The 23,292-nt window shown below is 37.8% G+C and carries 22 protein-coding genes and 1 other annotated feature; of the genes, 13 read left to right on the top strand and 9 right to left on the bottom strand.

The window, feature by feature from the left end:
* The first annotated feature begins 98 nt into the window (after positions 1–98).
* Positions 99–617: an antibiotic biosynthesis monooxygenase family protein gene (locus ACIQ7N_RS05520; protein WP_402930687.1), complete on the top strand. Its 519-nt coding sequence runs from the start codon at positions 99–101 to the stop codon at positions 615–617.
* Between the two features lie 309 nt (positions 618–926).
* The gene (locus ACIQ7N_RS05515) at positions 927–2,087 is read left to right on the top strand and encodes an amidohydrolase (protein WP_402930685.1); all 1,161 of its coding nucleotides are present in this window, start codon (positions 927–929) and stop codon (positions 2,085–2,087) included.
* A 52-nt stretch (positions 2,088–2,139) separates the two neighbouring features.
* Here the strand turns inward: ACIQ7N_RS05515 and ACIQ7N_RS05510 are convergent, their stop codons facing one another.
* Together ACIQ7N_RS05510 and ACIQ7N_RS05505 are read right to left on the bottom strand one after the other, a co-directional pair.
* Positions 2,140–3,324 (bottom strand): ABC transporter permease, encoded by a 1,185-nt coding sequence (locus ACIQ7N_RS05510; protein ID WP_402930683.1) that lies wholly within the window; start codon positions 3,322–3,324, stop codon positions 2,140–2,142.
* A complete protein-coding gene (locus ACIQ7N_RS05505) occupies positions 3,308–4,057 on the bottom strand; it encodes an ABC transporter ATP-binding protein (RefSeq protein ID WP_274067453.1) in 750 nt (249 codons plus the stop codon). Before ACIQ7N_RS05505 ends, ACIQ7N_RS05510 begins: the two co-directional genes overlap by 17 nt.
* Positions 4,058–4,161: 104 nt before the next feature.
* Between ACIQ7N_RS05505 and ACIQ7N_RS05500 the strand changes: the two genes are divergently transcribed.
* From ACIQ7N_RS05500 to ACIQ7N_RS05475, 6 genes are all read left to right on the top strand, one after another.
* On the top strand, positions 4,162–4,578 hold the full coding sequence (locus ACIQ7N_RS05500; RefSeq protein WP_132364016.1) for an HIT family protein: 417 nt from the start codon (positions 4,162–4,164) through the stop codon (positions 4,576–4,578).
* 135 nt (positions 4,579–4,713) lie between these two features.
* Complete coding sequence (locus ACIQ7N_RS05495; RefSeq protein WP_402930681.1) at positions 4,714–5,244, top strand: tryptophan transporter; 531 nt, start codon at positions 4,714–4,716, stop codon at positions 5,242–5,244.
* Positions 5,245–5,383: 139 nt separating this feature from the next.
* Entirely contained in the window at positions 5,384–5,779 is a 396-nt protein-coding gene (locus tag ACIQ7N_RS05490) for a YtxH domain-containing protein (protein WP_402930679.1), read from the top strand.
* A 156-nt stretch (positions 5,780–5,935) separates the two neighbouring features.
* On the top strand, positions 5,936–6,496 hold the full coding sequence (locus ACIQ7N_RS05485) for an HTH-type transcriptional regulator Hpr (protein WP_132364123.1): 561 nt from the start codon (positions 5,936–5,938) through the stop codon (positions 6,494–6,496).
* Positions 6,497–6,680: 184 nt separating this feature from the next.
* On the top strand, positions 6,681–7,226 hold the full coding sequence (locus tag ACIQ7N_RS05480; protein ID WP_402930677.1) for a DUF3267 domain-containing protein: 546 nt from the start codon (positions 6,681–6,683) through the stop codon (positions 7,224–7,226).
* A gap of 70 nt (positions 7,227–7,296) precedes the next feature.
* Complete coding sequence (locus tag ACIQ7N_RS05475; protein WP_049668928.1) at positions 7,297–7,482, top strand: hypothetical protein; 186 nt, start codon at positions 7,297–7,299, stop codon at positions 7,480–7,482.
* A gap of 200 nt (positions 7,483–7,682) precedes the next feature.
* Here the strand turns inward: ACIQ7N_RS05475 and ACIQ7N_RS05470 are convergent, their stop codons facing one another.
* Complete coding sequence (locus ACIQ7N_RS05470) at positions 7,683–7,787, bottom strand: YjcZ family sporulation protein (protein ID WP_082337661.1); 105 nt, start codon at positions 7,785–7,787, stop codon at positions 7,683–7,685.
* A gap of 145 nt (positions 7,788–7,932) precedes the next feature.
* Between ACIQ7N_RS05470 and ACIQ7N_RS05465 the strand changes: the two genes are divergently transcribed.
* Positions 7,933–8,895, top strand: a complete 963-nt coding sequence (locus tag ACIQ7N_RS05465) for a peptidylprolyl isomerase (RefSeq protein ID WP_402930675.1) — start codon at positions 7,933–7,935, stop codon at positions 8,893–8,895.
* Positions 8,896–9,149: 254 nt separating this feature from the next.
* Here ACIQ7N_RS05465 and yhaM read toward each other — a convergent pair whose 3' ends face one another.
* Genes yhaM through ACIQ7N_RS05450 form a run of 3 tightly spaced genes read right to left on the bottom strand, consistent with a single transcriptional unit; the run spans position 9,150 to position 14,196 of the window.
* Entirely contained in the window at positions 9,150–10,088 is a 939-nt protein-coding gene (yhaM, locus tag ACIQ7N_RS05460; protein ID WP_370080911.1) for a 3'-5' exoribonuclease YhaM, read from the bottom strand.
* Positions 10,085–12,976, bottom strand: coding sequence for an ATP-binding protein (locus ACIQ7N_RS05455; RefSeq protein WP_402930673.1), 2,892 nt, complete (start codon positions 12,974–12,976; stop codon positions 10,085–10,087). The genes yhaM and ACIQ7N_RS05455 overlap by 4 nt, the downstream gene beginning before the upstream one ends.
* Positions 12,977–12,981: 5 nt before the next feature.
* A complete protein-coding gene (locus ACIQ7N_RS05450; RefSeq protein ID WP_132364026.1) occupies positions 12,982–14,196 on the bottom strand; it encodes a metallophosphoesterase family protein in 1,215 nt (404 codons plus the stop codon).
* 473 nt (positions 14,197–14,669) lie between these two features.
* On the opposite strand from ACIQ7N_RS05450, the gene ACIQ7N_RS05445 reads away from it, so the two are divergent.
* Positions 14,670–14,855 (top strand): YhzD family protein, encoded by a 186-nt coding sequence (locus tag ACIQ7N_RS05445; RefSeq protein ID WP_132364027.1) that lies wholly within the window; start codon positions 14,670–14,672, stop codon positions 14,853–14,855.
* Positions 14,856–14,952: 97 nt separating this feature from the next.
* Here the strand turns inward: ACIQ7N_RS05445 and ACIQ7N_RS05440 are convergent, their stop codons facing one another.
* Entirely contained in the window at positions 14,953–15,735 is a 783-nt protein-coding gene (locus ACIQ7N_RS05440; RefSeq protein ID WP_402930671.1) for an enoyl-CoA hydratase, read from the bottom strand.
* 571 nt (positions 15,736–16,306) lie between these two features.
* Here ACIQ7N_RS05440 and trhO point away from each other — a divergent pair.
* On the top strand, positions 16,307–17,278 hold the full coding sequence (trhO, locus tag ACIQ7N_RS05430) for an oxygen-dependent tRNA uridine(34) hydroxylase TrhO (RefSeq protein ID WP_402930667.1): 972 nt from the start codon (positions 16,307–16,309) through the stop codon (positions 17,276–17,278).
* 136 nt (positions 17,279–17,414) lie between these two features.
* On the opposite strand, the gene ACIQ7N_RS05425 is transcribed toward trhO, so the two are convergent.
* Complete coding sequence (locus ACIQ7N_RS05425) at positions 17,415–19,067, bottom strand: FAD-binding dehydrogenase (RefSeq protein ID WP_402930665.1); 1,653 nt, start codon at positions 19,065–19,067, stop codon at positions 17,415–17,417.
* A gap of 408 nt (positions 19,068–19,475) precedes the next feature.
* Positions 19,476–19,715, top strand: a binding site (T-box leader).
* Positions 19,716–19,873: 158 nt separating this feature from the next.
* Here ACIQ7N_RS05425 and serA point away from each other — a divergent pair.
* Both serA and ACIQ7N_RS05415 read left to right on the top strand, forming a co-directional pair.
* Complete coding sequence (gene serA, locus ACIQ7N_RS05420; RefSeq protein ID WP_402930663.1) at positions 19,874–21,481, top strand: phosphoglycerate dehydrogenase; 1,608 nt, start codon at positions 19,874–19,876, stop codon at positions 21,479–21,481.
* Between the two features lie 379 nt (positions 21,482–21,860).
* Positions 21,861–22,025 (top strand): hypothetical protein, encoded by a 165-nt coding sequence (locus ACIQ7N_RS05415; RefSeq protein WP_402930661.1) that lies wholly within the window; start codon positions 21,861–21,863, stop codon positions 22,023–22,025.
* 337 nt (positions 22,026–22,362) lie between these two features.
* Here ACIQ7N_RS05415 and ACIQ7N_RS05410 read toward each other — a convergent pair whose 3' ends face one another.
* Positions 22,363–23,151: an HAD family hydrolase gene (locus ACIQ7N_RS05410; RefSeq protein ID WP_402930659.1), complete on the bottom strand. Its 789-nt coding sequence runs from the start codon at positions 23,149–23,151 to the stop codon at positions 22,363–22,365.
* Between the last annotated feature and the right edge of the window lie 141 nt (positions 23,152–23,292).

The raw sequence follows: 23,292 nt of genomic DNA, 5'->3' as shown, positions 1-23,292 counted from the left end.
TTCTTTCTAAGGGATTTCTTTTTTGACAAAGCTTTAGACTTCCACTTAAATGGAGATAATCACGCTATAGTAAGAAAATTCATAAGGAGGTCAATTTTATGTATATTTATTTAACTTCTGGTACAGGTGATTTTTTAGAACAGTTAAAGAATAAATATCCAAATGAGGCAATGATTTTAATACACGGAGAAGGAAACTCTGTGCTTATACACGAAACTGAAAGAAAATCTGTCTTTGCTACACCACGCAAATTCGAAGTGTTAGATTCAGTAAATGATTTAGAAGATCGCGGCTTTTTTGTATTGAACAATATTCCCGTTACAGATGAGGGTCGACCAGTTTTTGAACATCGCTTTTTAAATCGAGCAGGCGCTATAGAAGATGAGCCAGGCTTTGTAGCATTTCGACTACTTCGTCCATTAAATAGTGAAACATACATTGTCATGACACAATGGAACGGCCCACATTCGTTTGAAGCATGGAAAAGCTCAAAAGCCTTTGCATCCGCACATGCTGAACGTAAAGAACCAACAGGTGTGAATCAGCAAAATATTTTCTCAGCAGCTTCATATGTCACAACCTATAGCGCTGCTCCAAAAGAAGAAAATGAGGATTAGTTGAAGCATGCAGGATTCACTGCTTTCCGCAGGTATCCCGAGTGCGCGGGTATTCATTGTTCTTCCAGGGTATTCACCGGGGTTTGCTGCTCTTCGAGTATTCCACTTCGATTCTCTGCACTTCTGTGGATATCCTCCGGGTGTGCGCGGTATTCGCTGCACTTCCGGAGGCATTCTTCAGAACGGGGAATTCCTTACTCTTACTTAGAATATCTTTTATAAGAGGTGCTCAACCGCTGTTTATCCAGTTTGTGAAACTATTATGTTAATAATAAAAATCTAGGATAATCTGTTTAAGGAGGTTTTACCGTGAACCAACGTCTACTTGAAAAGATTGATGCCCATTTTGATGAAATGGTGGCAATTCGTCGTCATCTACATATGCATCCAGAGCTGAGCTTCCAGGAGCAAGAAACCGCTAATTATATTATTCATTTTTATAAAAATCTAGGCGTACCGGTTGAAGCTAATGTCAGTGGCTACGGATTAATTGCACGGATTAAAGGAAGCAAGCCGGGCAAAACAATTGCTTTACGAGCAGACTTTGACGCACTGCCTATACAAGATGAAAAAGACGTTCCATACAAATCAACTGTGGCTGGCGTTATGCATGCTTGCGGGCATGATGGACATACAGCTACTTTGCTTATCGTCGGTAAGCTACTGTGGGAAATGCGCGATGAATTAGCAGGAGAATATGTACTAATTCATCAGCATGCTGAAGAGGCTGATCCAGGCGGAGCAATCGGAATGGTACAGGCTGGAGCTTTGAATGGCGTTGATGCTATTTTCGGTACACATCTATCTTCTAATCATCCAACAGGCATGATTGGCTACCGCGTCGGTCCAACGATGGCTGCTGTTGATAGTTTTGAAATGAAAATTCAAGGTCAAGGCGGTCACGGTGCTCATCCGGACCAAACAAAGGATGCGATTGTTATTGGCTCTCAGCTTGTTATGAATTTACAACAACTTGTGGCACGTCGAGTTGATCCAATCGAATCGGCTGTTTTATCAGTTGGTTCATTCGTAGCATCTAATGCTGACAATATTATTGCCGATACAGCCTATTTAAATGGTACAATTCGAACATTTAATAAAGATGTTCGTGAAACGATGGAGCGTGAGTTTAAACGGGTTATCCAAGGTACAGAAATTGCGCATGATTGTACAATTGAACTGGATTATCGTCGTGGCTACCCTGCGCTTATAAATCATGAGAAAGAAACACTATTTGTGCGTACGATCGCTCAGGATATTTGCGATGTTATTGAAGTAAAAGCAAGTATGGGGGCTGAAGATTTTTCTTACTACTTAGAGGAAAAACCAGGTACTTTCTTCTTTACTGGAGCCAAACCAACTGAATATGCACCACATCATCATCCGAAATTCGATATAGATGAAAAAGGTATGCTCGTTGCTGCAAAGGTATTATTAACAGCGGCACTAGACTATCAATTAGTAGAATAGAAAATAAAGCTCATATCTCCAAGTCTGTTATTGGAGATATGAGCTTTTGTTATCAAGGTTTTGAGACCTTAGCAGTTAATTCACTCACAACGAGTATGATAATAAAAGTTACATAAAACATTGGCTGTGTAATACTACATAGACCAACTATAATTGCTTGAGAGATCATCGCAAGACGTACAATTTGATTGACTGCTACTTTGCGTGCTTCATCAGGTAAAGGATAAAGCATGTCCATGCGGAATTCACCGCTTGATAATAAAGCCTGCTTTAATTGAATAGTTGTAGCAAAGCTCAATACACCTGCGACAATCCATGAAACGACTGGGATATCTACAAAGGCTGCAATAACAGCTGAAATTACTGTTAAACGGAACCATAAATAAAAATGATCATCTGTTCGGATGAATGTACGGAACACCAAGTACTTTTGAGTATTATTCTTGTTGTATGGCACAAATTTATAAAGCCAGTCAAGCCAACCTCGACGACGGATGCTACCACGTAGATGTGGAACGTCTGTGAAATAATTAGCAAAACGATAGAAGCTCATCATGCGATTTTGTTCAAGCTTTACGAAATGCTCGTATGGGACAGGTTCACCCGTGCATTTTTTTCTAAATATTACAATATACACACACCCAATTGCAGCAGCAACAATTGCTAAAATAAGCTGCATATGAAGCCCCATGTACACAGCCACACTAAAGATAACAGCTCGAATTAGCCTGTCCACCCATATCATTTGACCCCGTTCACTATAACGAAAGCTAAATTCACCCTGAACGCTCAAATACTTCAATATAATAATAAGTAGGAACACTGACCAAATTTCAAATGTAGTTAATTCAGTAACAGCCTTTAGTAAAGGGATACTAACGATATAAACAATTGCCACAATCCACACCTGTGACCAAAACGTCCACGCTAACGCCTTTTTGAAATACTGCGACATTTTTGATTCTAAAGGTAATAAATACACTTGGTCTGGCTCTCTCAAAAGTGAAGTTGGACGACTAAACGCTAGTAAAATCCCTACAAATACTGCGATTAATACCTCTGCTGGAAAATCAGCCTGTACAACTTTCAGCCATTCACTATATTGATAGCCCCCTGCTCCGATAAGAAATACTAGTACAATCGCTAAATGCCCTGTAAAAATAAACCGCATATATTTTTGCACTTCACCTATATAGTGCATGAAGCGAGAGGACCATACATCACGCAAGTTCTTCATGGTCGCGCTCCTTTGTCATTGCAATATATAAATCATCCAATGTCGCATGTGGCATCGCAAATGCCTTGCGTAAATCCTCCATTGTTCCTTGTGCTCGCACACGTCCTTCATGCAATAAAATGATGCGGTCACAATGCTTTTCAGCGGTCGATAAAATATGCGTGGACATTAATATAGAAGCGCCCTCTTTTTTCTTTTCATCCATCTGATCAAGCAATGATTGAATACCAAGTGGATCGAGCCCTACAAAAGGCTCATCAATAATGTAAAGACTTGGATTGACTAAAAAGGCACACATAATCATAACCTTTTGACGCATGCCCTTTGAGAAATGCGAAGGGAACCAATTAAGGCGCTTTTCCATTCGAAATTCTTTTAATAATATTTGTGAACGAGCTGCAAGTGTTGCTTCATCTAGACCGTAAGCCATTGCGGTTAATGCTAAATGTTCACGTAATGTTAGCTCATCGTACAATACAGGTGTTTCAGGAATATAAGAAAATGCTGTACGATACTTGTCCGTATTTTCCTTTAACGTCACACCATTTAAACGAATGTCTCCTTCTTTTGGAAGCATTGTTCCGATGATATGCTTAATCGTTGTACTTTTACCAGCGCCGTTCAACCCTATTAAGCCAACAAGCTCTCCTTTTTCAATCGTAAATGATAAATCTTTAATAACAGGCTTTCTTGTATAACCACCTGTCACATGTTGTACCTCTAATACCGTCATGCCCTCACTCCTCTTCTAGTTTATATTTTATCAAAAATTAGCAAATGATACAGTTATGAGTATGATAGAATGTACTTACATATAAAATAAGGAGGAATTTTCAAATGAGCGATTGCCTATTTTGCAAAATCATTGAAGGATCTATTCCAAGTACAAAAATTTATGAAGACGAGCATGTCTATGCATTTACTGACATTTCGCCTGTAGCAAAAGGTCATACACTATTAATTCCAAAACATCACTGTAAGGATCTATTCGAAATGCCTGAGGATGTAGCTCGTAATTTATATGCAGTAGCACCGAAAATTGCAAATGCTATTAAGGCTGCCTTTCATCCAATTGGACTGAATACAATTAATAATAATGGTGCTGCAGCTGGACAAACTGTTTTCCACTATCACTTACATTTTATTCCGCGTTACGATGAAAAAGAAGGCTTGGGCTTAATTTGGCAAACACAAAAATATACACCAGAGCAATTAACTGAAGTTGCTGAAAGCATTAAAGCTAACCTTCAGTAAACGAACTCTAATTGTCAGAATTGTCTATTGCATTTTTGAAATTTATAGCGTACAATCACAAATAAGTTTCGCTAACGGTCATGAGGACACGTTAGGAGACAAAAAAAGATTAGCATAGTCGAGGAGAGATTAGAAATGAATACAAAAAATTTAGTATTAATGGCCCTTTTAGTTGGTGTTGGTGCTACCCTTTACGTGGTCACACCAGGTATGGTAAATGGTATGAAGCCTGATTTCATGCTAACAATGATGTTTATCGGCATTTTATTGTTCCCTTCCATTAAAGAAACGTTCTTACTTTCTATAGCAACAGGAGTACTTTCAGGATTGTTTACTACATTTCCAGCTGGCCTTGTACCAAATATTATCGATAAAGCAGTAACAGGCTTTGTCTTTTTAGCTGCCTTCATGGTGCTGAAAAAATTGGCAGGCAATTTTGCAGTATCTGCTGGCTTAGTTGGTTTAGGAACAATTTTATCTGGAACTGTCTTTTTAACAGTCGCACTTTTTGTATTCAATGCAAACGTTGGTGCAACATTCGCTGTTCTGTTTGTAGGCGTTGTATTACCTGCTGTAGTATTTAATGTGATTGCTTTTGCAGTTATATATCCTATCGTTGCAAAATTAGTGAAGCGTTCTAAATTCCAAACAGCTATTTCAATTTAATAAAAATGACGTTCATCTTCAAGGAAACTAAACTGTGAGTCAAAATCACTCGTTTAGTTTCTTTTTTATTTTTGTATTCATGCGTTTCATGGTTTAATAGTAGGTAACACATGATCATTACAGAAATGAGGTATTTAAAATGAAAGCAAAACCATTTTTATTTGGACTGGCAGCCGGGATTGTCGGCGGTACAATCGCTGTACTTTTTTCAGCTCCTCAATCAGGACAACAGCTACGTGCTAATTTGCGCGCAAACGCTGCAAACACAAAGGACAAGCTTTTAGATGTAAAACAGCAAGCAGGCACAGTTAAACAATCTGTTAATTCACTTACAAATGAAATGAAAAATAATATACCACTAATAATAAATGATTTAAAACGAACTATTACTACATTTACTGAAGAAATAGAGCCATCGAAAAATAACTTACAACAAGAAATAGAAGCATTACAGAATTCAATAAGCGAAATCGAGAAAAACGTTGCACAATTTACAGAAAAAAAGAAAAAAACGCAAGAAAAAATTAGCGACTAAAGTCCTTATATCTTGATAATTAAACTGTATTTTTATTAATTTTAATCTGCACAATGTTATTTTTTAACCACTTTTCAATTTTTTAATTTTTCTAACTTTAAACTTTTTTCCTTTATTGCTATAATATTTTTAAAATGTTAAAGAAAGCAGTAGGTGATGGCTTTGTCAGAGGAATTATACACTCAAAAAGAAGCGATGCTTTATAGTCAAAGAATTGCGCAATTATCAAAAGCCTTATGGAAAGCAGTGGAGAAAGATTGGCAGCAATGGATTAAACCCTACGATTTAAATATTAACGAACATCATATTTTATGGATTTCGTATCATTTAAAAGGGGCTTCAATTTCTGATGTGGCAAAATTTGGGGTTATGCACGTTTCCACAGCATTTAATTTTTCTAAAAAATTAGAAGAACGTGGATTCCTTAAGTTTTCAAAGCGAGATGACGATAAGCGTAATACGTACGTTGAGTTAACAGAAGCAGGTACAGAACTTATTGTTGAAATGAATAGTAATTATCATAATACGTATCATTCTGTGCTAGAAGGCTCATTAGCTTTAAAGGACCTATATGGTCGCTTCCCAGAATTTTTAGATGTTATGGCTGTGATTCGTAATATATACGGCGAGGACTTCATCGACATTTTTGAGCGTTCCTTCCAGCACTTCCGAGAGTCCTTTGATAAGGTAGAAGAACGTCCAACTGTAAAAGGATGAAAGTGATAATAGTAGGCTTTTAAGCTCGGTTGTTCGTAATTTGAGTTTAATGGCCTTTAAAGCCTATAAATGATGCTAAAAGAGGTACTTCAGAAATTTTTCTGAGATACCTCCTTTTTCTTGCATTCTAGCATAATTCAATTTACATTAGATAGGACCATTCATACTACGGAGTTGATTAATCATGCACTGTTGGAAAATTTTAAATCTTGAACATCATTACGGAACAACGCGTATTATGATCATGGCTGTCTTGGCTTTTTTAACTGTGTTCTCTCTTTCCTATGTAACGTTTAATTTATTTAATAATGAGCATTATACAGATCGTTTGTTTTGGCTCTTTGTCATTGCTGTATTTGCAATCTATCCAATCCACAAATGCTTACACTTTCTAGCATTGTATGATTTGCGTCAGCATTTAAAATTACGTGTGCGTACCCAATTTTATGTTATTCCTGTTCTACACATGCGTATCCGTGAACCTTTATCGAAAAACCGTTATATTTTAGCTTTACTCACACCATTTATTGTTTTAAATACAAGCATTATATTAGGTACACTGCTATTTCCTGCGTATACACATTACGGCACATTACTTTTAGCTTACCATTGTAGTCTATGTGTCATTGATATTCTATATGTGAAATATTTATCGAATTCGCCTAAAGACTCCCAAATTGAGGAGACGCCTAAGGGCTATGAAATTTTAGTACCACCTACTATTCACTAAATTGCTTGTACTTGTGTTTTATTGACGTTTTTTGTTATGCTATTAATACTGAAAGAGGGGAGGAATAGACTTGCTGTTAATGATTGTAGTTCTATTCTCGGTATTCTATTTATTTCAAATAAACCGCATGACTTATGCGCTGTGCATGCGACGTGAAATTCCCGAAGAAAAGCAACCAAAAGTATTCCGAACTATAAATATACTTATTACAATATTACTTGTCTCATTTTATATTGAAGTTTTATATGCAGTATAGTAGAAATTATACCTCGGCAAAATTGCATCAGGAATCAGCTTTTTGCAAGCACAAAGCCGACTAAGAAAAAGGCATCCACTAATGTGATAACTCGGTCTGACTAATCATATTGTGACGTCACCTAAAACGCGGTGCGGATGCCTTACATTGTAAAAAAAGCTAAGGACGTTACATCCTTAGCTTTTCGTTATTTTTATTAATTAGTATAGGAATGCTGCACCAACGATAATTAATAAAATAAACAACACAACTAATAAAGCAAAGCCTGAGCCGTAGCCACCGCCACCATATCCTCCGCTGCTCATAACTTCACCCCCTTTCTTTTCTATATCCTATGCGCTTGAAAATTTGAAATATAGGCTATACTCAAGGGGGGAACCATTTTGTTTTTAAAACGTTTATGTTATAGTAAAAAATGGACGAAACCATTGTAAGGAGAGAATATCCACTATGAAAAAGACAGTTTTATCTTTAACATTAGCTGCCTCGGTATTAGCGCTTGGAGCTTGTAGCGGAGGGGACAGTAAAACAGTTGTTACTTCTAAATTAGGTGACATTTCAGGAGCTGACTTTAATGAATCAGCAAAAAATTTAGCAGGTGCTCATGTAGTACAACAAATGGTGACTGAAAAATTACTATCTGATAAATATAAAGTATCAGACAAAGAACTTAAAGAAGCATACGACAATACTGCTTCACAATTAGGTGATGACTTTGACCAAGCTCTTGTTCAATATGGCTTAACGAAAGAAGGCTTTAAAGAGACTTTACGTGTTCAGCTTCTTTCAGAAAAGGCTTTAAAAGATAAAGCTTTTACAGAAAAAGATGTAAAAAAACATTATGAACAAATGAAAACGGAGTTAAATGGTCGTCATATTTTAGTTGCAGATGAGAAAACAGCTAAAGAAGTAATTGCCAAAATTAAAGGCGGCGCAAAATTTGCAGATGTAGCAAAAGAATACTCAACTGATACTGGCTCTGCTGACAAAGGTGGAGAGCTTGGTTGGTTCTCTGTTGGTGCAATGGTAGAGGAATTTAATGATGCTGCTTATGCCCTTCCTTTAAAAACTTTAAGTGAACCAGTTAAAACAAGTTTTGGTTACCACGTTATTGAAATTACGGACAAGCGTGATGTAAAAGGTGTTGGCTCATTCAAAGACGAAGAAGCAAATATCCGTTCACAAATGCTAGCTAAATTAGTGAACACAGGTCAAGATCAACAAGTTCTTAAAGATATCCTTGCAAAAATGGCAAAAGATGCTGATTTGAAAACTTCTGATAAAGAATTAGAACCTGCTATCAAGGCTCTTACAACAACAAGTGAAGAGCAAGCTAAAGCGCAAGAAGAAGCTGTTAAAAAAGCGCAAGAAAACGCTGAAAAAGAAAGTAAAAAAGATACTGACAAAAAGTAATCTGTTATTTTACTATATGAAAAAGGGTTACGCTTATACAGGCGTAACCCTTTTTATATACAAAAAGTATCTTGAAAAGACATACTCATTTTGAATAAAGATTACTCAAAATGAATCCTCTTTCCTTTTTTTACAAAGGTGTTAGATGTTTTAGCCTTCGTTCCTTTACTAAGGAACTCATCTATGACCTATCCCCAGCTCGAATCCAATCAACTTATAGACAAAGCATCCCCTATGAAACCACAAATCTACATTTATTTAATAGACGGCTTATAAAACGATCGATTATCAAGCGGAAATAATCGTTCAGTAAATTCTCCCGGTGCTGTTTTGCCTAATGCTCGCGCTAGCATGTTCATCTTTGCATCAATATTATCAATATAATGTAAGATTTCCGCTTCTTGAATCATCGGTTTTTTCGGGCTGCCCCATTCTTCTTTACCGTGGTGAGATAGCACCATATGTTGCAATAGCATAACTTCCTCACCCTCGATCTCTAGTTCACTAGCAATCTTTGCAATTTCATTGACCATAATGGTAATATGACCAAGTAAATTCCCTTCAACAGTATACATTGTTGCAACTGGCCCTGATAGCTCAACAACCTTACCGATATCATGCAGAATAATTCCTGCATATAACAGATCTCGATTTAATGTAGGATATAAATCAGCAATTGCTTTTCCTAGTCTTAACATGGACACCATATGATCCAAAAGACCAGATGCATAATCATGATGATTTTTCGTTGCAGCTGGATATACTAAAATAGCATCCTGATGTTTTTTAATAGCTGCACGTGTAATTCGAGAAATATTTGGATTTTTAATATCAAAGAAAAATTGCGTCAATTCTTCATATAATTCTTCTTTTGGAGTTGCTGAGGAAGGAACTAAATCATTAATAGCAATTCCCTCCTCCGGTTTGGCTACACGGATTGATTTTATACGCAATTGGTTTTTGCCACGGTAGTCATGAATTTCCCCACCTACACGGACAATTGCCTCAGCGTGATACATTTTTTCATGATCATCATTTGTATCCCACAGCTTTGCCTCAATATCTCCACTTTTATCTTGTAATAACAGTGACATAAATGGCTTCCCAACTGTGGTAACTCCTTTTGTCGCCTGTTTAATTAATAAAAATTGATCAACTGATTCTCCAACCTGGAGCGTCGTAATACCCTTCATGTTGACGCCACTCCCCTTTCATTTGCTAGTGCTCCAACATTGACTATTTGGTCTTTCTGCCAATGCTCAAGCATCCCGTCATGGCAAGTAAAATATAAAATTTGACGTTCATATCCTACTTCTTTCATTAATTGTACCATTTTGTCTGTACGGTTTCGATCAAAATGGACAAAAGGATCGTCCATAATAAATGGAAATGGAGCAGAAGTTGTCAATGTTTTTGCTAGTGCCATGCGCAACGAAATATAAGCTTGCTCCTTCGTAGCCTGTGATAATTCTGCCATTTGATAACGTACTCCAGAAACATCCTGTGTAACAAAATAGCCTTCATCATTAATGAAAAGCTTCTCGTAACGTCCACCTGTTAACAAATTAAATATTGCATTAACCTCTATCAAAACATAGGGTAGTTTTTCTTCTCTTAGGCGGAACAGTGTTTCATGAATCGCAGTAGCCAATACCTTTTTTGTAGCCCATTGCCCAATAAGCTGTTGCAGCACTGATTTCTCCTCTTCAAATTGTTGAAGTAATTGACCATATTTCTCGTCATTTAGAAGATTGTCCTTTTGGATTTGTAGTGTCGCGCGTTGTTCTAGGCAATGATCTATAGCTGCCTGCATTGCGCCACGCTCTTCTTCTAAAGCAAGTAGTTTTTCTTTAAGCTGTTTATCGTCTATTAATGACTGTTCGTTGTCTACATTTAGCGAGGCTAGCTGACTCTGAATGGCTTGAAGTTCTGTTGTTATTTTTTGTTGTTGCTCAAATTGTTCATGAGTTTCATAATAAGCCTTCTCTGTTTGAACATTTGCAGCATTATATAACTGAGTAATTTCAGACTCATAGCTGTCTATATGTGATTGAACTCCTTGAATTTTGGTCTGAAGGCTAGTTAGCTGCTCTTGTGCTTGTTGAGATATCTGTTGCTCCTGCTGTAAAGTAAGGAATGTATTACGTAAATGCATAAAGATTTCTTGCTCACTATACTCTGCTTGTAAGACTCGCTGCGCTTGTTCTAGGAACTCGATTTTCTCCGCTTGTACCGTTTGTAGAAGAGTAAATGTACTCCTCTTTTTTGCTGCTAACTCTTGAGCACCGCGAATGCGCATAAACAGCTCTGGTAATAATGTTTTCGGTATATTCCCCTCTATCCGATAGCGCCTTAAAAAATGTTGAAGCGACTGAGTGGCCTCTTCACTCACCTGCTCAGCCCGCTGAATTTTATATTCAAGTTTCACATATTGACCTTCTTTTTCTTGCTGTTGCTCATTTACATGTAACAAGCGATCTTCAAGTTTTTGTTTTTTCAGCAGGATGGCTTGAGCAACCTTTTCCTCCTGCTCTAACTCACGTATTTGCCGATATTGTTGTTTACTCGGCGCTTCTTGTGCTTGTCTAGCAAATTTCAAATATAAAATAATAATCAGCGACATAACCGCTCCTACAACGACGACAGTCATATTCTTTTCCATAACACCATAAATAAACGAAAGCATACTTATAGCTAACACAATAAATATAACAACACTTGGTTGTTGTTGTTTTGAGCGTTGCGACCTTCCATAGCGCAATTGTTCAAGCTTTCGCTTACGTTGAGGCCACTGTGCTAAAATATGTTCTTCCTCTGTTGATAATGACTCCTGTTGAAGCTGTTGTTTTAGTTGAGCAATTGTATCTAATTCTGCATGTAGTTGCTCCAACGAACGCAAATGAAATTTCAGCTCTTCTTCTACTTCTTCTAATAGGCTTAACTGTTGTTGAAACTGTTCTTCTTGCTGTAAAGACACTGTTTCCTCGAGCAAAATATCCTGCGCCGTTTTTTCCTGAACACCTAACAAACGAAACTGTGCTTCTATTTCTTGCTCAATTAAATACAGCTCATCCATTAAGTTCTGTTCCTTAACAACTAACTGATTCCATGCTGCTTCCCTATTTAAAAGTCTAGACATTTCAGTAATAGCCTGCACGTCGACCGTTAGTTGAAGCTTTTTTTGTAGTTCCTGATACTGCTCGTTCAGCTGCTGCAATTGTAGTGTTTCATGCAAAAGCCGATCCTTTAATTGCTCATAACGCCGGATCCCCTCCGGCGGAAACTGCACATGTTCATAGCTTTTTCTCGTCTGCTCTAAAGCTTTTTGCTGTTTTAAAAGCGGCATAGCCTGCTGAAGAATTGTGAGCTGCTGCCAATTTTGCTGCTGTGTTTTTTGCTGACTATATAACTCTTCTAGCCTTTGATCGAGCTGTTGTAATTGTAATAATTTATCCTCAAAGGTCTGAATATTACTTTGTTCTTGTTTAATTGTGCGTTCTAGCTTTTTCACATGCTCCAATTTTTGATTAATAAGTGGCACCTTGCCTGTTTTTTTAAAAAGCTCACCAGCATCTTTATCCATCTTCTTTTCTAAAGACGATAGCTGTTGAATCCCTGTTGTCCCAGAGGCAAGCAACAATTGCGTGAGCTCGTCTTCTGACATTTTTTCAATGCCCTGTAGTTCATGTAATGAAAAGGAGAATATAGACTCAAAGGAGGCCTTTGAATAACCATATAATAGTTTTGCTAAAAGTTCCTCATGCCCAATTGTTCCGTCTTCTAGGTAAACTGTGACGTCCCCAGCCGCCTTTCCTTTAATGCGTTCTATCGTGCATTGCCCATACGTTGGATGCCCAATTGTAAGCTGACCACCGTATTTAGTCGATACTTTCGGCTCATATTTACGTTGTGTCTGCTGCTTCGTCGGAAATCCGAAAAGCATTTGTAAAATAAACTGTTGAATGGTAGTTTTACCCGCCTCATTCATACCATAAAAAATGGTAACACCTTCGTGTAAAGTAATGGTGATGTTTTCATGCTTACCAAAGCCATATATATGGATTTTTTGTATCGTTAGCATGTTATTCACACCCTTTGAATTTCTTCTGCTAATAATTCTTGCGCGTTGTGCATTAAATTTTTAATGTCCTGTTCTGTTAAAGGCTCGATCAGTCTTGCACCACCCGCATGTTGGTATAATTCCTTTAAAATATCCTTCCATTCAGAAATGTCCCATTGCTCCATTAGATTCATCACCGATTCAGTCGCAGCAGTATGCTCATACAATACGGATGATTGATGTAACACAAGCTTTTGTACCCAGCACATCGGTTCAATCCCATCCTCAGCTTCTCGAATTGTTTCTAGCCATGCATCAACTGTAGCATGCTCAAATAAAGATTGTGATTGTTCATCTATATTTTTCAAATGCAGTTCAACAACAGATGCCCCATATTCTTGACGATTAAACATCAGTGCTTCTTCACATTTTTTAAGGAGTTCATTTGCATGAAACACATTCGTACAATCAATCTCTACCGTGTTATAAACAACAGCAGATGTAGGTACAAATTCCAAATCAGTAGAGGTTTGTGACAAGGTTACGTCATAGAACCCTTTTATCCCCTGCTCTTTCCGATGTCGGCTTTGAATATTGCCTGGATAAACAATCGGTGGATTTTGATGTAAAAGTTGTCGTTTATGAATATGCCCTAAAGCCCAATAATGATAGTTTTTTTCAAGAAGTTGATCTTTTGTGAACGGTGCATAAACAGCATGTGAAGTATCACTAGCTTCACTACCATGAAGCATACCAATATGAATCGCATGCTCGTCCTGTGCAATAGGATAACTGTCAATCATTGATTTCGTTATATGACGGTCACTATAGCTGAAGCCATAAATATTAACTTGCTGACCACGTATTTTTAATTGCACAACACTTGTTTCAGCTGGTAATTCATAAACGTTGCTCGGTAAAGCAAAGCGGGTCCATGCACCATTTAAGTGATCGTGATTACCATAGCTTAAAATGACCGGGATATTATGCTGAAAGAGTCTTTCCATTGCCTCTTGAAATCTTCTTTGTGCCTGCAAGCTACGATTTTCACCATCATATATATCACCGACAATCAGTAAAAAATCAGGTTTTTCCTGAATAGCTTTTTGAATAATTTTATCAAAAGCTTCAAATGTACTCGTTCGAATCTTTTTGAAGTTTTGCTCTGGTAAACCAAATAAGCCCTTAAATGGACTATCTAAATGTAAATCCGCCATATGAAAAAAACGAATAGCTGACATCCAATCACCTCAAGTAATAAATAATCTATATCTTCTCGTCATTCTTTCATCACTCGCAATGCAGTAAATACTTCAGTACATTAGAGGATCATCACCAAAACGTGTGGTTGATTGCCGTTCTGACTAGGCGCTTTGTGCTGACGCTTCGCTTTCGCACAGAGCAAAGCTTCCTGAAGTCATTCACAACTTTTGGTGATGAACGACATTAGTATCCATACTTCAATAATTTACCAACTGCTATTTATCTCATTTTTATCATGAGATATCGTGAATCACGTCGAAACCGAATATTTGTTCTATTTTATCATACTTCACGCTAGTTGAGAAATGTATTCAAAGAATGTTCATTTATAGTATTGCCTCAAATTTCCCACAAATTTCATAATTTATCGAAATTTTCGCTAGTTTTACCGTGAAGTTTATAATTCTTCTATGTATAATAGATATATATTAAGTAAAAAGGTGGGGTTTGTATGGAGAATTATCGTTTTACAGCTTTTGAAAAAACTGGGGAAACATTATTTGATGAAACATGGACATTCGAAAACGATGAGGCTGCAAAAATCAACGGTCTACAACAAATCGAAGAAAAAGGTGTTGCCAACAAAACTCATCGCCTTGTGAACTCCTCAGGTAAATTAATTTTATTTCATGTCTAAAAATGGCTATTAAAAGGCGCGTAGAAAAGCTTACTACGCGCCTTTTTACTTTCTTTTGAGCGGGTGATTGGACGCCCACTGAAAGAAGTAGTTAAATTTATTTTCCTACAAAGGCAGGTGCTCTTTTCTCTACAAATGCATGGATTCCCTCTAAATGGTCAGCCGTTTTACGCATCGCTGCTTGCCCCGCTGCTTCCATTGATAAAACACTCTCTAATTGCGGTAAATTTTGAGCATGAAGAATTTTTTTAGTCGTAATCATCGATGCAATTGGAGAAGCAAGCATTTTTCCGACTAGTTGATCAGTAATCGCAAAAACAGTCCCATCTGGTGCAACATAGTCAATTAACCCTTCATCATGCGCTTCCGATGCAGTTAATACCTTACCTTCCCAAATCATTTGTTTAGCTTTAACAGTACCCACACGTTCCTTCATAAAGAAATGACCGCCACCATCTGGGATGAGCCCTATACCTATGAAATTCATAGCGAGCTTACTATTTTCACATGCCACAACTATGTCAGCTCCTAACGCTAGACTAAAGCCTAATCCAGCTGAAGCCCCATGAACTGCTGCAATGACGATCATCGGTAGCTGATAATATGCCTTGACAATACGTGTTAAATAAACCATCGCATTATGAATATCAAGTGGCTTATTTGGATCTAGCATCGCTTTAATATCGCCACCTGCGGAAAAGACCTTTCCTTCCCCACGAATAACAAGAATTTGTATTTCTTGTTCTTGTTGTAGTGCTTCGAAGCATTCTGCTAGTTCACGCATCATCACATCGTCCATGGCGTTCATGGCATGTGGTCGATTTAATGTTAATGTTGCACGGCGCTCTAATTTTTCTAATGTAATTGTTGAAAATTCCATCCCAATACCCCCAAATATGAATAGTCATTCACTATCTATTATTCGTGTTTTTTTAGAAAACTCCTTCTCTCCTACGCAAAATAGCACTTGATATGCTATATTTAACTTCCCTCTGAAAAAAGTCTTCCACTTCTAAACGTGGAGAGGTGACAGCACTAGTGAAAGCGGGAGATGAATTTCGGTTAGGTGTAGACTAAAGAAGTCTCTTTTTTTTGACATGACATGATATAATCAGCTTTAGATAGATGAAGGGTTGTTTTATCCTCGCAAAATCCATGAATACTTTTATTAGAAAATAAGCTGTGTGGTCAAGTAATGGAGTCTCTTTCTCTTGTGATTGTGGGTTTGTAGCAGACAGAGACTGGAATGCCGCCTTCAACATGAAACAAGAAGGATTGCGCCTATTGCGTTAGTATAACAAAAGAACTTTTGGAACAAGAGGGATAGCTCGGTCAGTTTTCGTTGGCTACTAAAAGCAGCGATGAGTCGAGAAGCCCCCACTTCAAAACTGTTAGGTTTTAAGTGGTGGGTAGTTCACGGACGAATATTGATTTAAAGGTGGTTAATAGTTGTGACACAGAAAGACTATCGTGTATTACTTTATTATAAATATATAGCTATTGAAGACCCTGCAGCATTCGCAGAGGAACATTTAGCAGTTTGTCAAGAAATCGGGCTTCTTGGCCGTATTTTAGTTGGATATGAGGGTATTAACGGGACGGTTTCAGGTACAGTCGAGCAAACTGAAGCATATATGAATCATATGAAGGCAGATCCTCGTTTTAGTGATATTATGTGGAAAATTGATGAAGCTGAAGGGCATACCTTTAAAAAGATGCATGTGCGCCCTCGTCGAGAGATTGTACACCTTGGTTTAAAAGATGATATTAATCCTTTAGAAATAACAGGGGATTATTTATCACCAAAGGAATTTATGGAGCGTATGCAGGAGGATAATACAGTAGTTATTGATGCGCGTAATGATTATGAATATGACCTCGGACATTTCCGTGGTGCTGTGCGTCCAGATATTGAAAACTTCCGCGATTTACCAGCTTGGATGGAAGCTCATAAAGAAGATTTTGCTAATAAGAAAATTTTAACTTACTGCACGGGTGGTATTCGCTGTGAAAAATTCTCTGGTTGGTTAAAACGTGAAGGCTATGGAGAAAGTGTAGGTCAGTTACATGGTGGAATTGCCACGTATGCTAAAGACCCTGAGGTAAAAGGTCAATTATGGGATGGGCAAATGTTTGTCTTTGATCGACGTCGTAGTGTACCGATTAATCAGGTTGAGCATGTTATTGTCGGCAAGGATTTCTTCACTGGTGAACCGACAGAACGTTATACAAACTGCGCAAATCCCGAATGCCATAAATTAATGTTGTGCGAGGAAAAGCATGAAGCCTTCTATATGCGTAGCTGTTCAGATGAATGTCGCCGCGCAAAACGCAACTTCTTCGTTGAAGAGAATGGTTGGACAAAAGAGCAAATTGAGGAACAAATAATTAAAATCGCTGAAGTTCAAAATTCCTCTTTATAAGAAAAAAGAGCATCATCCATTTGTGGTGATGCTCTTTCATATTTTTTATCCGTCTACCTTGTCTGTAAAGGGTAGCGATTACGCATTTACTTGAGCAAATATTTTTAGTACCCGAGCGAATTCACATGGTACCTAATCACTTCTCTTTAGCTAAGTAACGCCCTACTTGTCGGCCACTAAATAGACAACCACCAACAAATGTCCCTTCTAAAGCACGGTAACCATGTACACCGCCACCGCCAAAACCACTAACCTCCCCAGCTGCAAATAAACCCGGTACAGGCTGATTATTTATTCCTAACACTGCACCATTCAAATTTGTCTGTAAGCCTCCTAATGTTTTCCGCGTTAAAATATTTAAACGTACCGCAATAAGGGGCCAATTTCGGGGATCTAATATTTTATGAGGCTTCGCAACGCGCACAAATTTATCACCAACATAGTTTCTTGCGCCATGAATAGCATTAACCTGTAAGTCTTTTGTAAATTTATTGTCCATTTCACGATCCCTCGCTAAAATTTGCTCTTTTATTTTGATAAAATCAAGAAGATCATTACCAGCCAGCTTGTTCATCCCTGCAACTAAATCCTTTAAATCGTTAGCAATCACAAAATCCTCACCATGATTTTTAAATGCCTGAATTGGACCCGGTGCTCCTGGCAAAACACGTTTCAGAACATCACTAATATTTTTATTTGTTAAATCAGGATTTTGTTCAGAGCCTGATAATGCAAATTCTTTTTCAATAATTTTTTCAGTTAAAATAAACCATGAGTAATCATAACCTGTTTTTTGAATTGCCTCTAATGTGCTTAACGTATCAAAACCTGGAAAATTTGGTGCTCCAAATCGATTGCCTTCTGCATCAAACCATAATGAAGAAGGGCCAGGCAAAATTCGAATGCCGTGATTTGGCCAAATAGGGTCCCAATTTTTCAAGCCTTCTGTATAATGCCACATGCGGTCTCGATTAACGATACGTCCCCCCGCATGCTCAGTAATTTCTAACATTCTGCCATCTACATAAGCAGGTACACCACTTACCATATTTTTCGGTGGTGTACCTAGTCGAGCAGGCCAATTTTTTCTGATTAAATCAAAATTTGCCCCTATCCCACCGCTCGCCACAATAACCGCTCCTGCTTCATAAGAAAATTCGCCAATACCTAGCCTAGAGCTTTTTTCACCGCGAATTGCATAGCTTTCAGCCAACACTGTTCCACTAATCCCTGTAATCCTTCCATCTTGTTGAATAAACTCATCAACACGATGTCTTGGTTTAAAATCTATATATCCATCTTTTATGGCCTTTTTCACTTTTTCAGCAAAAGGCTTTACAATGCCTGGTCCAGTTCCCCAAACAATATGAAATCTAGGAACCGAATTTCCGTGGCCGCCTGCTAATGATCCACCACGTTCTGCCCAACCGACGACAGGGAAAAACTTAATACCTATAGACTTTAACCAACTATATTTTTCACCAGCTGTAAATTCAACATAAGCTTTGGCCCATTTATACGCCCACGAATCTTCATCCTCCAAGCGATCAAAGCCAGCCGTTCCTTGCCAATCTTGCCATGCAAGCTCTTTACTATCCTTAATACCAAGCCTTCTTTGCTCGGGTGAGTTTACTAAAAATATACCGCCAAAGGACCAGAATGCCTGTCCTCCCATTGAATTTTCAGGTTCTTGATCTACTAAAACAATTTTTTTCTTTGCATCTGCTAACTCACAGGCAGCTACTAATCCCGCCAGTCCTGCACCGACAATTGCTACATCATACATCATTCAATACCCCCTAAAAATCAATCTTTCATTACTTACATTCTTCTCTAAAGGACCGTTTACCTTCTACACATTATAAATTTGACAAAAATGTGACAAGAAAAAACGTTCGCTTTCTTCCACTAAACAAAGAAAGTTTCTATCTCACATAATTCATTTAACACCAATATATTTCCGTATAATTTTCGACCTCAAATATTTGTTAAATGCCCATGTAATCAGACTTAGCATCTATCGGTAGCGCTTTCATTGCCCTTTCTAAAAAGACGAACGATAATTAAATAAAAACAATATAACGTTCGCCTTCAGTCCCTTTCCAGACTTTCAAAGTCAAGATTTTTAATCTTTTTTAGAAATATTGTTGACAAAGGTGAACAATAAGGATTATGATGTTAACAAATTTAATCACACGAAAATATAACGACGGAGACATGCTAGTCGCAAGAAAATCCAAAGAGAGCTGATGGTTGGTGTAAATCAGCGATTTCTACGATAATAGTTCCACTCCTGAATAGATAAGCCGAACATCTCCAAAGTAAGCTTATCCGTCACATGCACGTTACGCATATTGCTAAGACTGCTAGAAATCTTTCAAGCAGTGATTAAGGGTGGTACCGCGAACCAATGTTTATTCAGCCTTTCGCCCCTTACAACACAATCTTTGTGTTTGTAAGGCGCGGAAGGCTTTTTTATTGTTTTTTAGAAAGGAGATTGTTTGCATGCTGTAAAATATTTAGTTTTACAAAATTCAGACTGTTTCGTATATAAAGAACTCTAAAAAATTTTTAATTAAAAGGAGCTAATTACAAATGACTACTGCAACAAAAACAATTAACGTATTTATCGCTGACCCACTAAGTGAAGATGGTATTTTCCCACTACGACAAGAACAAGATTTAGACTTAAATATCATTGTTGATACTGGTCTTGCAGCAGAAGAATTAATCGCAAAAATTGCGGATGTAGATGTTTTACTAGTACGTTCTCAAACAACGGTAACACGTGAAGTAATTGAAGCGGCTAAAAACTTAAAACTTATCGGACGTGCTGGAGTGGGTGTAGACAACATCGATCTAACTGCGGCAACTGAACACGGCATTATCGTCGTGAATGCACCAGACGGTAACACTAACTCTGCTGCAGAGCACACTATTGCAATGATGACTTCACTTGCTCGTCACATCCCACAAGCATTCAATACACTTAAAAATGGTAAATGGGATCGTAAATCTTATGTTGGGGTGGAGCTTAAAAATAAAACGCTAGGTGTTGTAGGCTTCGGTCGTATCGGTGTTGAAGTTGCTTATCGTGCAAAAGGTCAACGCATGAACGTTATGGCATACGATCCATTCCTAACAGATGAACGCGCTAAAGAGTTAGGGGTAACAAAATCAACAGTTGAAGAAATTTGTGCAACTGCAGATTTCATTACAGTACACACACCACTTCTTCCTGAAACACGCAACCTTATTAACAAAGAAAAATTCGCTATGATGAAAGATGGCGTGCGTATCATTAACTGTGCACGAGGCGGTATTATCAATGAGGATGATTTATACGATGCAATCGTAGAAGGTAAAGTAGCGGGTGCTGCTCTAGACGTATTCGTATCTGAGCCAGCAACAGATCACAAACTACTTACTTTACCACAAGTAATCGCAACACCTCACTTAGGTGCATCTACAATTGAAGCACAAGAGTCTGTAGCTGTAGACGTTTCAAACGACATCATTAAATTTTATAAAACAGGTACTGTAACTAACCCAGTAAACATGCCATCTATTCCAAAAGAGTTACTAGCACAAGTCGAGCCTTTCTTTGAATTAGCTGAAAAACTAGGCTCATTCTTATCTCAACTTACAACTGAGCCTGTAAAAGAAATCAACTTATCTTATGCTGGTGACGTAGCAAATTATGATGTTCGTCCATTAACGTCAAATGCTTTAAAAGGCTTATTAGCTAAAAACCACGGTAATCATGTGAATGACGTAAATGCTCGCTACTTATCTGAACGCATCGGTATGAAAATTAATGAGCATAAAACTACAACTGCTAAAGGCTTCACTAGCTTAATTACGATTGAAATCAAAACAGTAAACGAAACACACACAGTTGCTGGTACATTATTAAATGGTTTAGGTGCACGTATTGTTAAAGTTGAAGACTATGTTGTTGACGTTATTCCACAAGGTCACCTTCTTTACATTAAAAATACTGACAAACCAGGTGCAATCGGCCGCGTAGCAACAAAGCTAGCAGAAAAAGATGTAAACATTGCAACAATGCAAGTTGGTCGTGCACAAGTTGGTGGTACAGCAGTCATGATGTTAACAATCGACAATGCTGTAACGGAAGAAGATTTAACATTCGTTGCAAAGCTTGAAAATATTGATGAAGTAAAAGCGATTAACCTATAATATATTGATTTATAAGCAGGGAGTACAAATACTCTCTGCTTTTTTATTTTTGAAGATTATCATCTTAACGTAGGGTTGATTTCCGTTCCGACTGGGCGCTTTCCTGGGGGCGTCCGATGAGCCGCTTCACTCGCGTTGCTCGCTCCTGGGTCTCGGGCCAACACGATGTTGGTCACGAAGGCGTTAGCACAGGATGTGATGCTTTTAGCCTTCGTTCCTCTATTGCTGATCCCCAAGGAGTCGCCCAGCCTCCACTCCAATCAACTTATATACATAGTATACGTTTAAACAATGTCATACCTAATTAATGAGAAGCTTTTTTTGGTAAATGATACTTTTCAGAAAGTCATTCGTCTTTAAGAGAAAGGAGGTGCACATTTTGACGATTGAAGAGCTATTTTACTTACATAATCAAACCATTTTTAAATACTTATATTATTTACTCAATGATGAGAAATTAGCGGAGGATTTCACACAGGAGACATTTGCCCTCTATTTAAAATATCAGCAGACAATCAAAGAAGGTGGAGCTCGCTTGGTTTAGGAGTACTGCACGTAATCTAGCTTACGATCATTATTGCTTACGCATTTCACACTATGGCTTGCAAAAAAAGAATGCCTCATATTAAACGACGTTTTGTTGCAGCTACAGTCGAACATGCCATCGCCAATGCCATCATGCTAGTTTTGTTTGCAGGTATTTTATTTGCTATCTATTTACTGATGCATTCCATACACGCTACGATTATATATGGCTTATTTACGCTCTACTCTATTATGCAAATTTATTATCGTAAAAAAGCAGGTGAGCCCCGAGGTTACTTAGTATCACAAGAGACTAAAAAATGTACTGATCCTTTGATGAATCAGTACATTTTTGCTTATAGCTTATTGACAAGTTCTAATAATGCAGTTAACGAATCAACCTCATATGTTGGAGTGACAACACCATTTGGTGCATTGTTTTCACGATTGATCCAAACATTTCTCATACCAACACGCGATGAGCCTAAAATATCCGTATTCAAATTATCTCCAACCATGATCGCATCGTCTGCTGTAATATCTGCTTTCTCCATTACATACTCGAAAATAGAGGCATCTGGTTTCCCTTTACCAAAGTCCCCAGAGATAATAATATGGTCAAAATAAGGCGCGATTTCTGGTGTAATTTCCAGTTTTAAATTTTGTAAACTTGGTGCCCCATTTGTCAGTAAAACGAGTTGATACTTTCCTTTCAGCATATCTAGCACATGAAAAGTATCTTCATATAAGAATGGTGACGCTTTTCGCTCTGCGACAAAGCGCTCCCCTAGCTCCACCCCTAGTTGTGCATCCTCAATGCCTAGAGCTGCTAAGCCTTTTGTCCATGCTTCTGTACGATAGCCCGGTACGATACTTTTCATTTTTTGGAAGGAATCTGTTGGATCATCAAATGTTCCCCATAATCCTTCGAATGGGTTAATGCCGATTAACACCGTATAATCATATGTTTCGTAGCCTTCGTAAAGTGCACGTGCTTCTTTACGCACAGATTCCTCCAGCTCAGCCGCATTTATATTATGTATTGTTGCTGCATATTCACATGTTTTCTCAAATGCTGTTTTAACAGATTTTTTATCCCATAATAGCGTATCATCTAAATCAAAAATAATTGTGTTAATTGACATTGTGTCAGCTCCTAGCTTCCTATTAGTATAATTATTTTAGCATATATTCAAAATATTTAGCATAGCGTTTTAGGCATTCTCGTGCTCGAGTTGGCCTGTAAAAATTGGCTCATCTCCATAAAGTAAGGTGCGAAAGCGTAG

The sequence above is a fragment of the Lysinibacillus sp. NPDC095746 genome (genome assembly GCF_044763535.1).
GTDB lineage: Bacteria > Bacillota > Bacilli > Bacillales_A > Planococcaceae > Lysinibacillus.
This window is presented reverse-complemented; position numbering and strand designations above follow the sequence as displayed.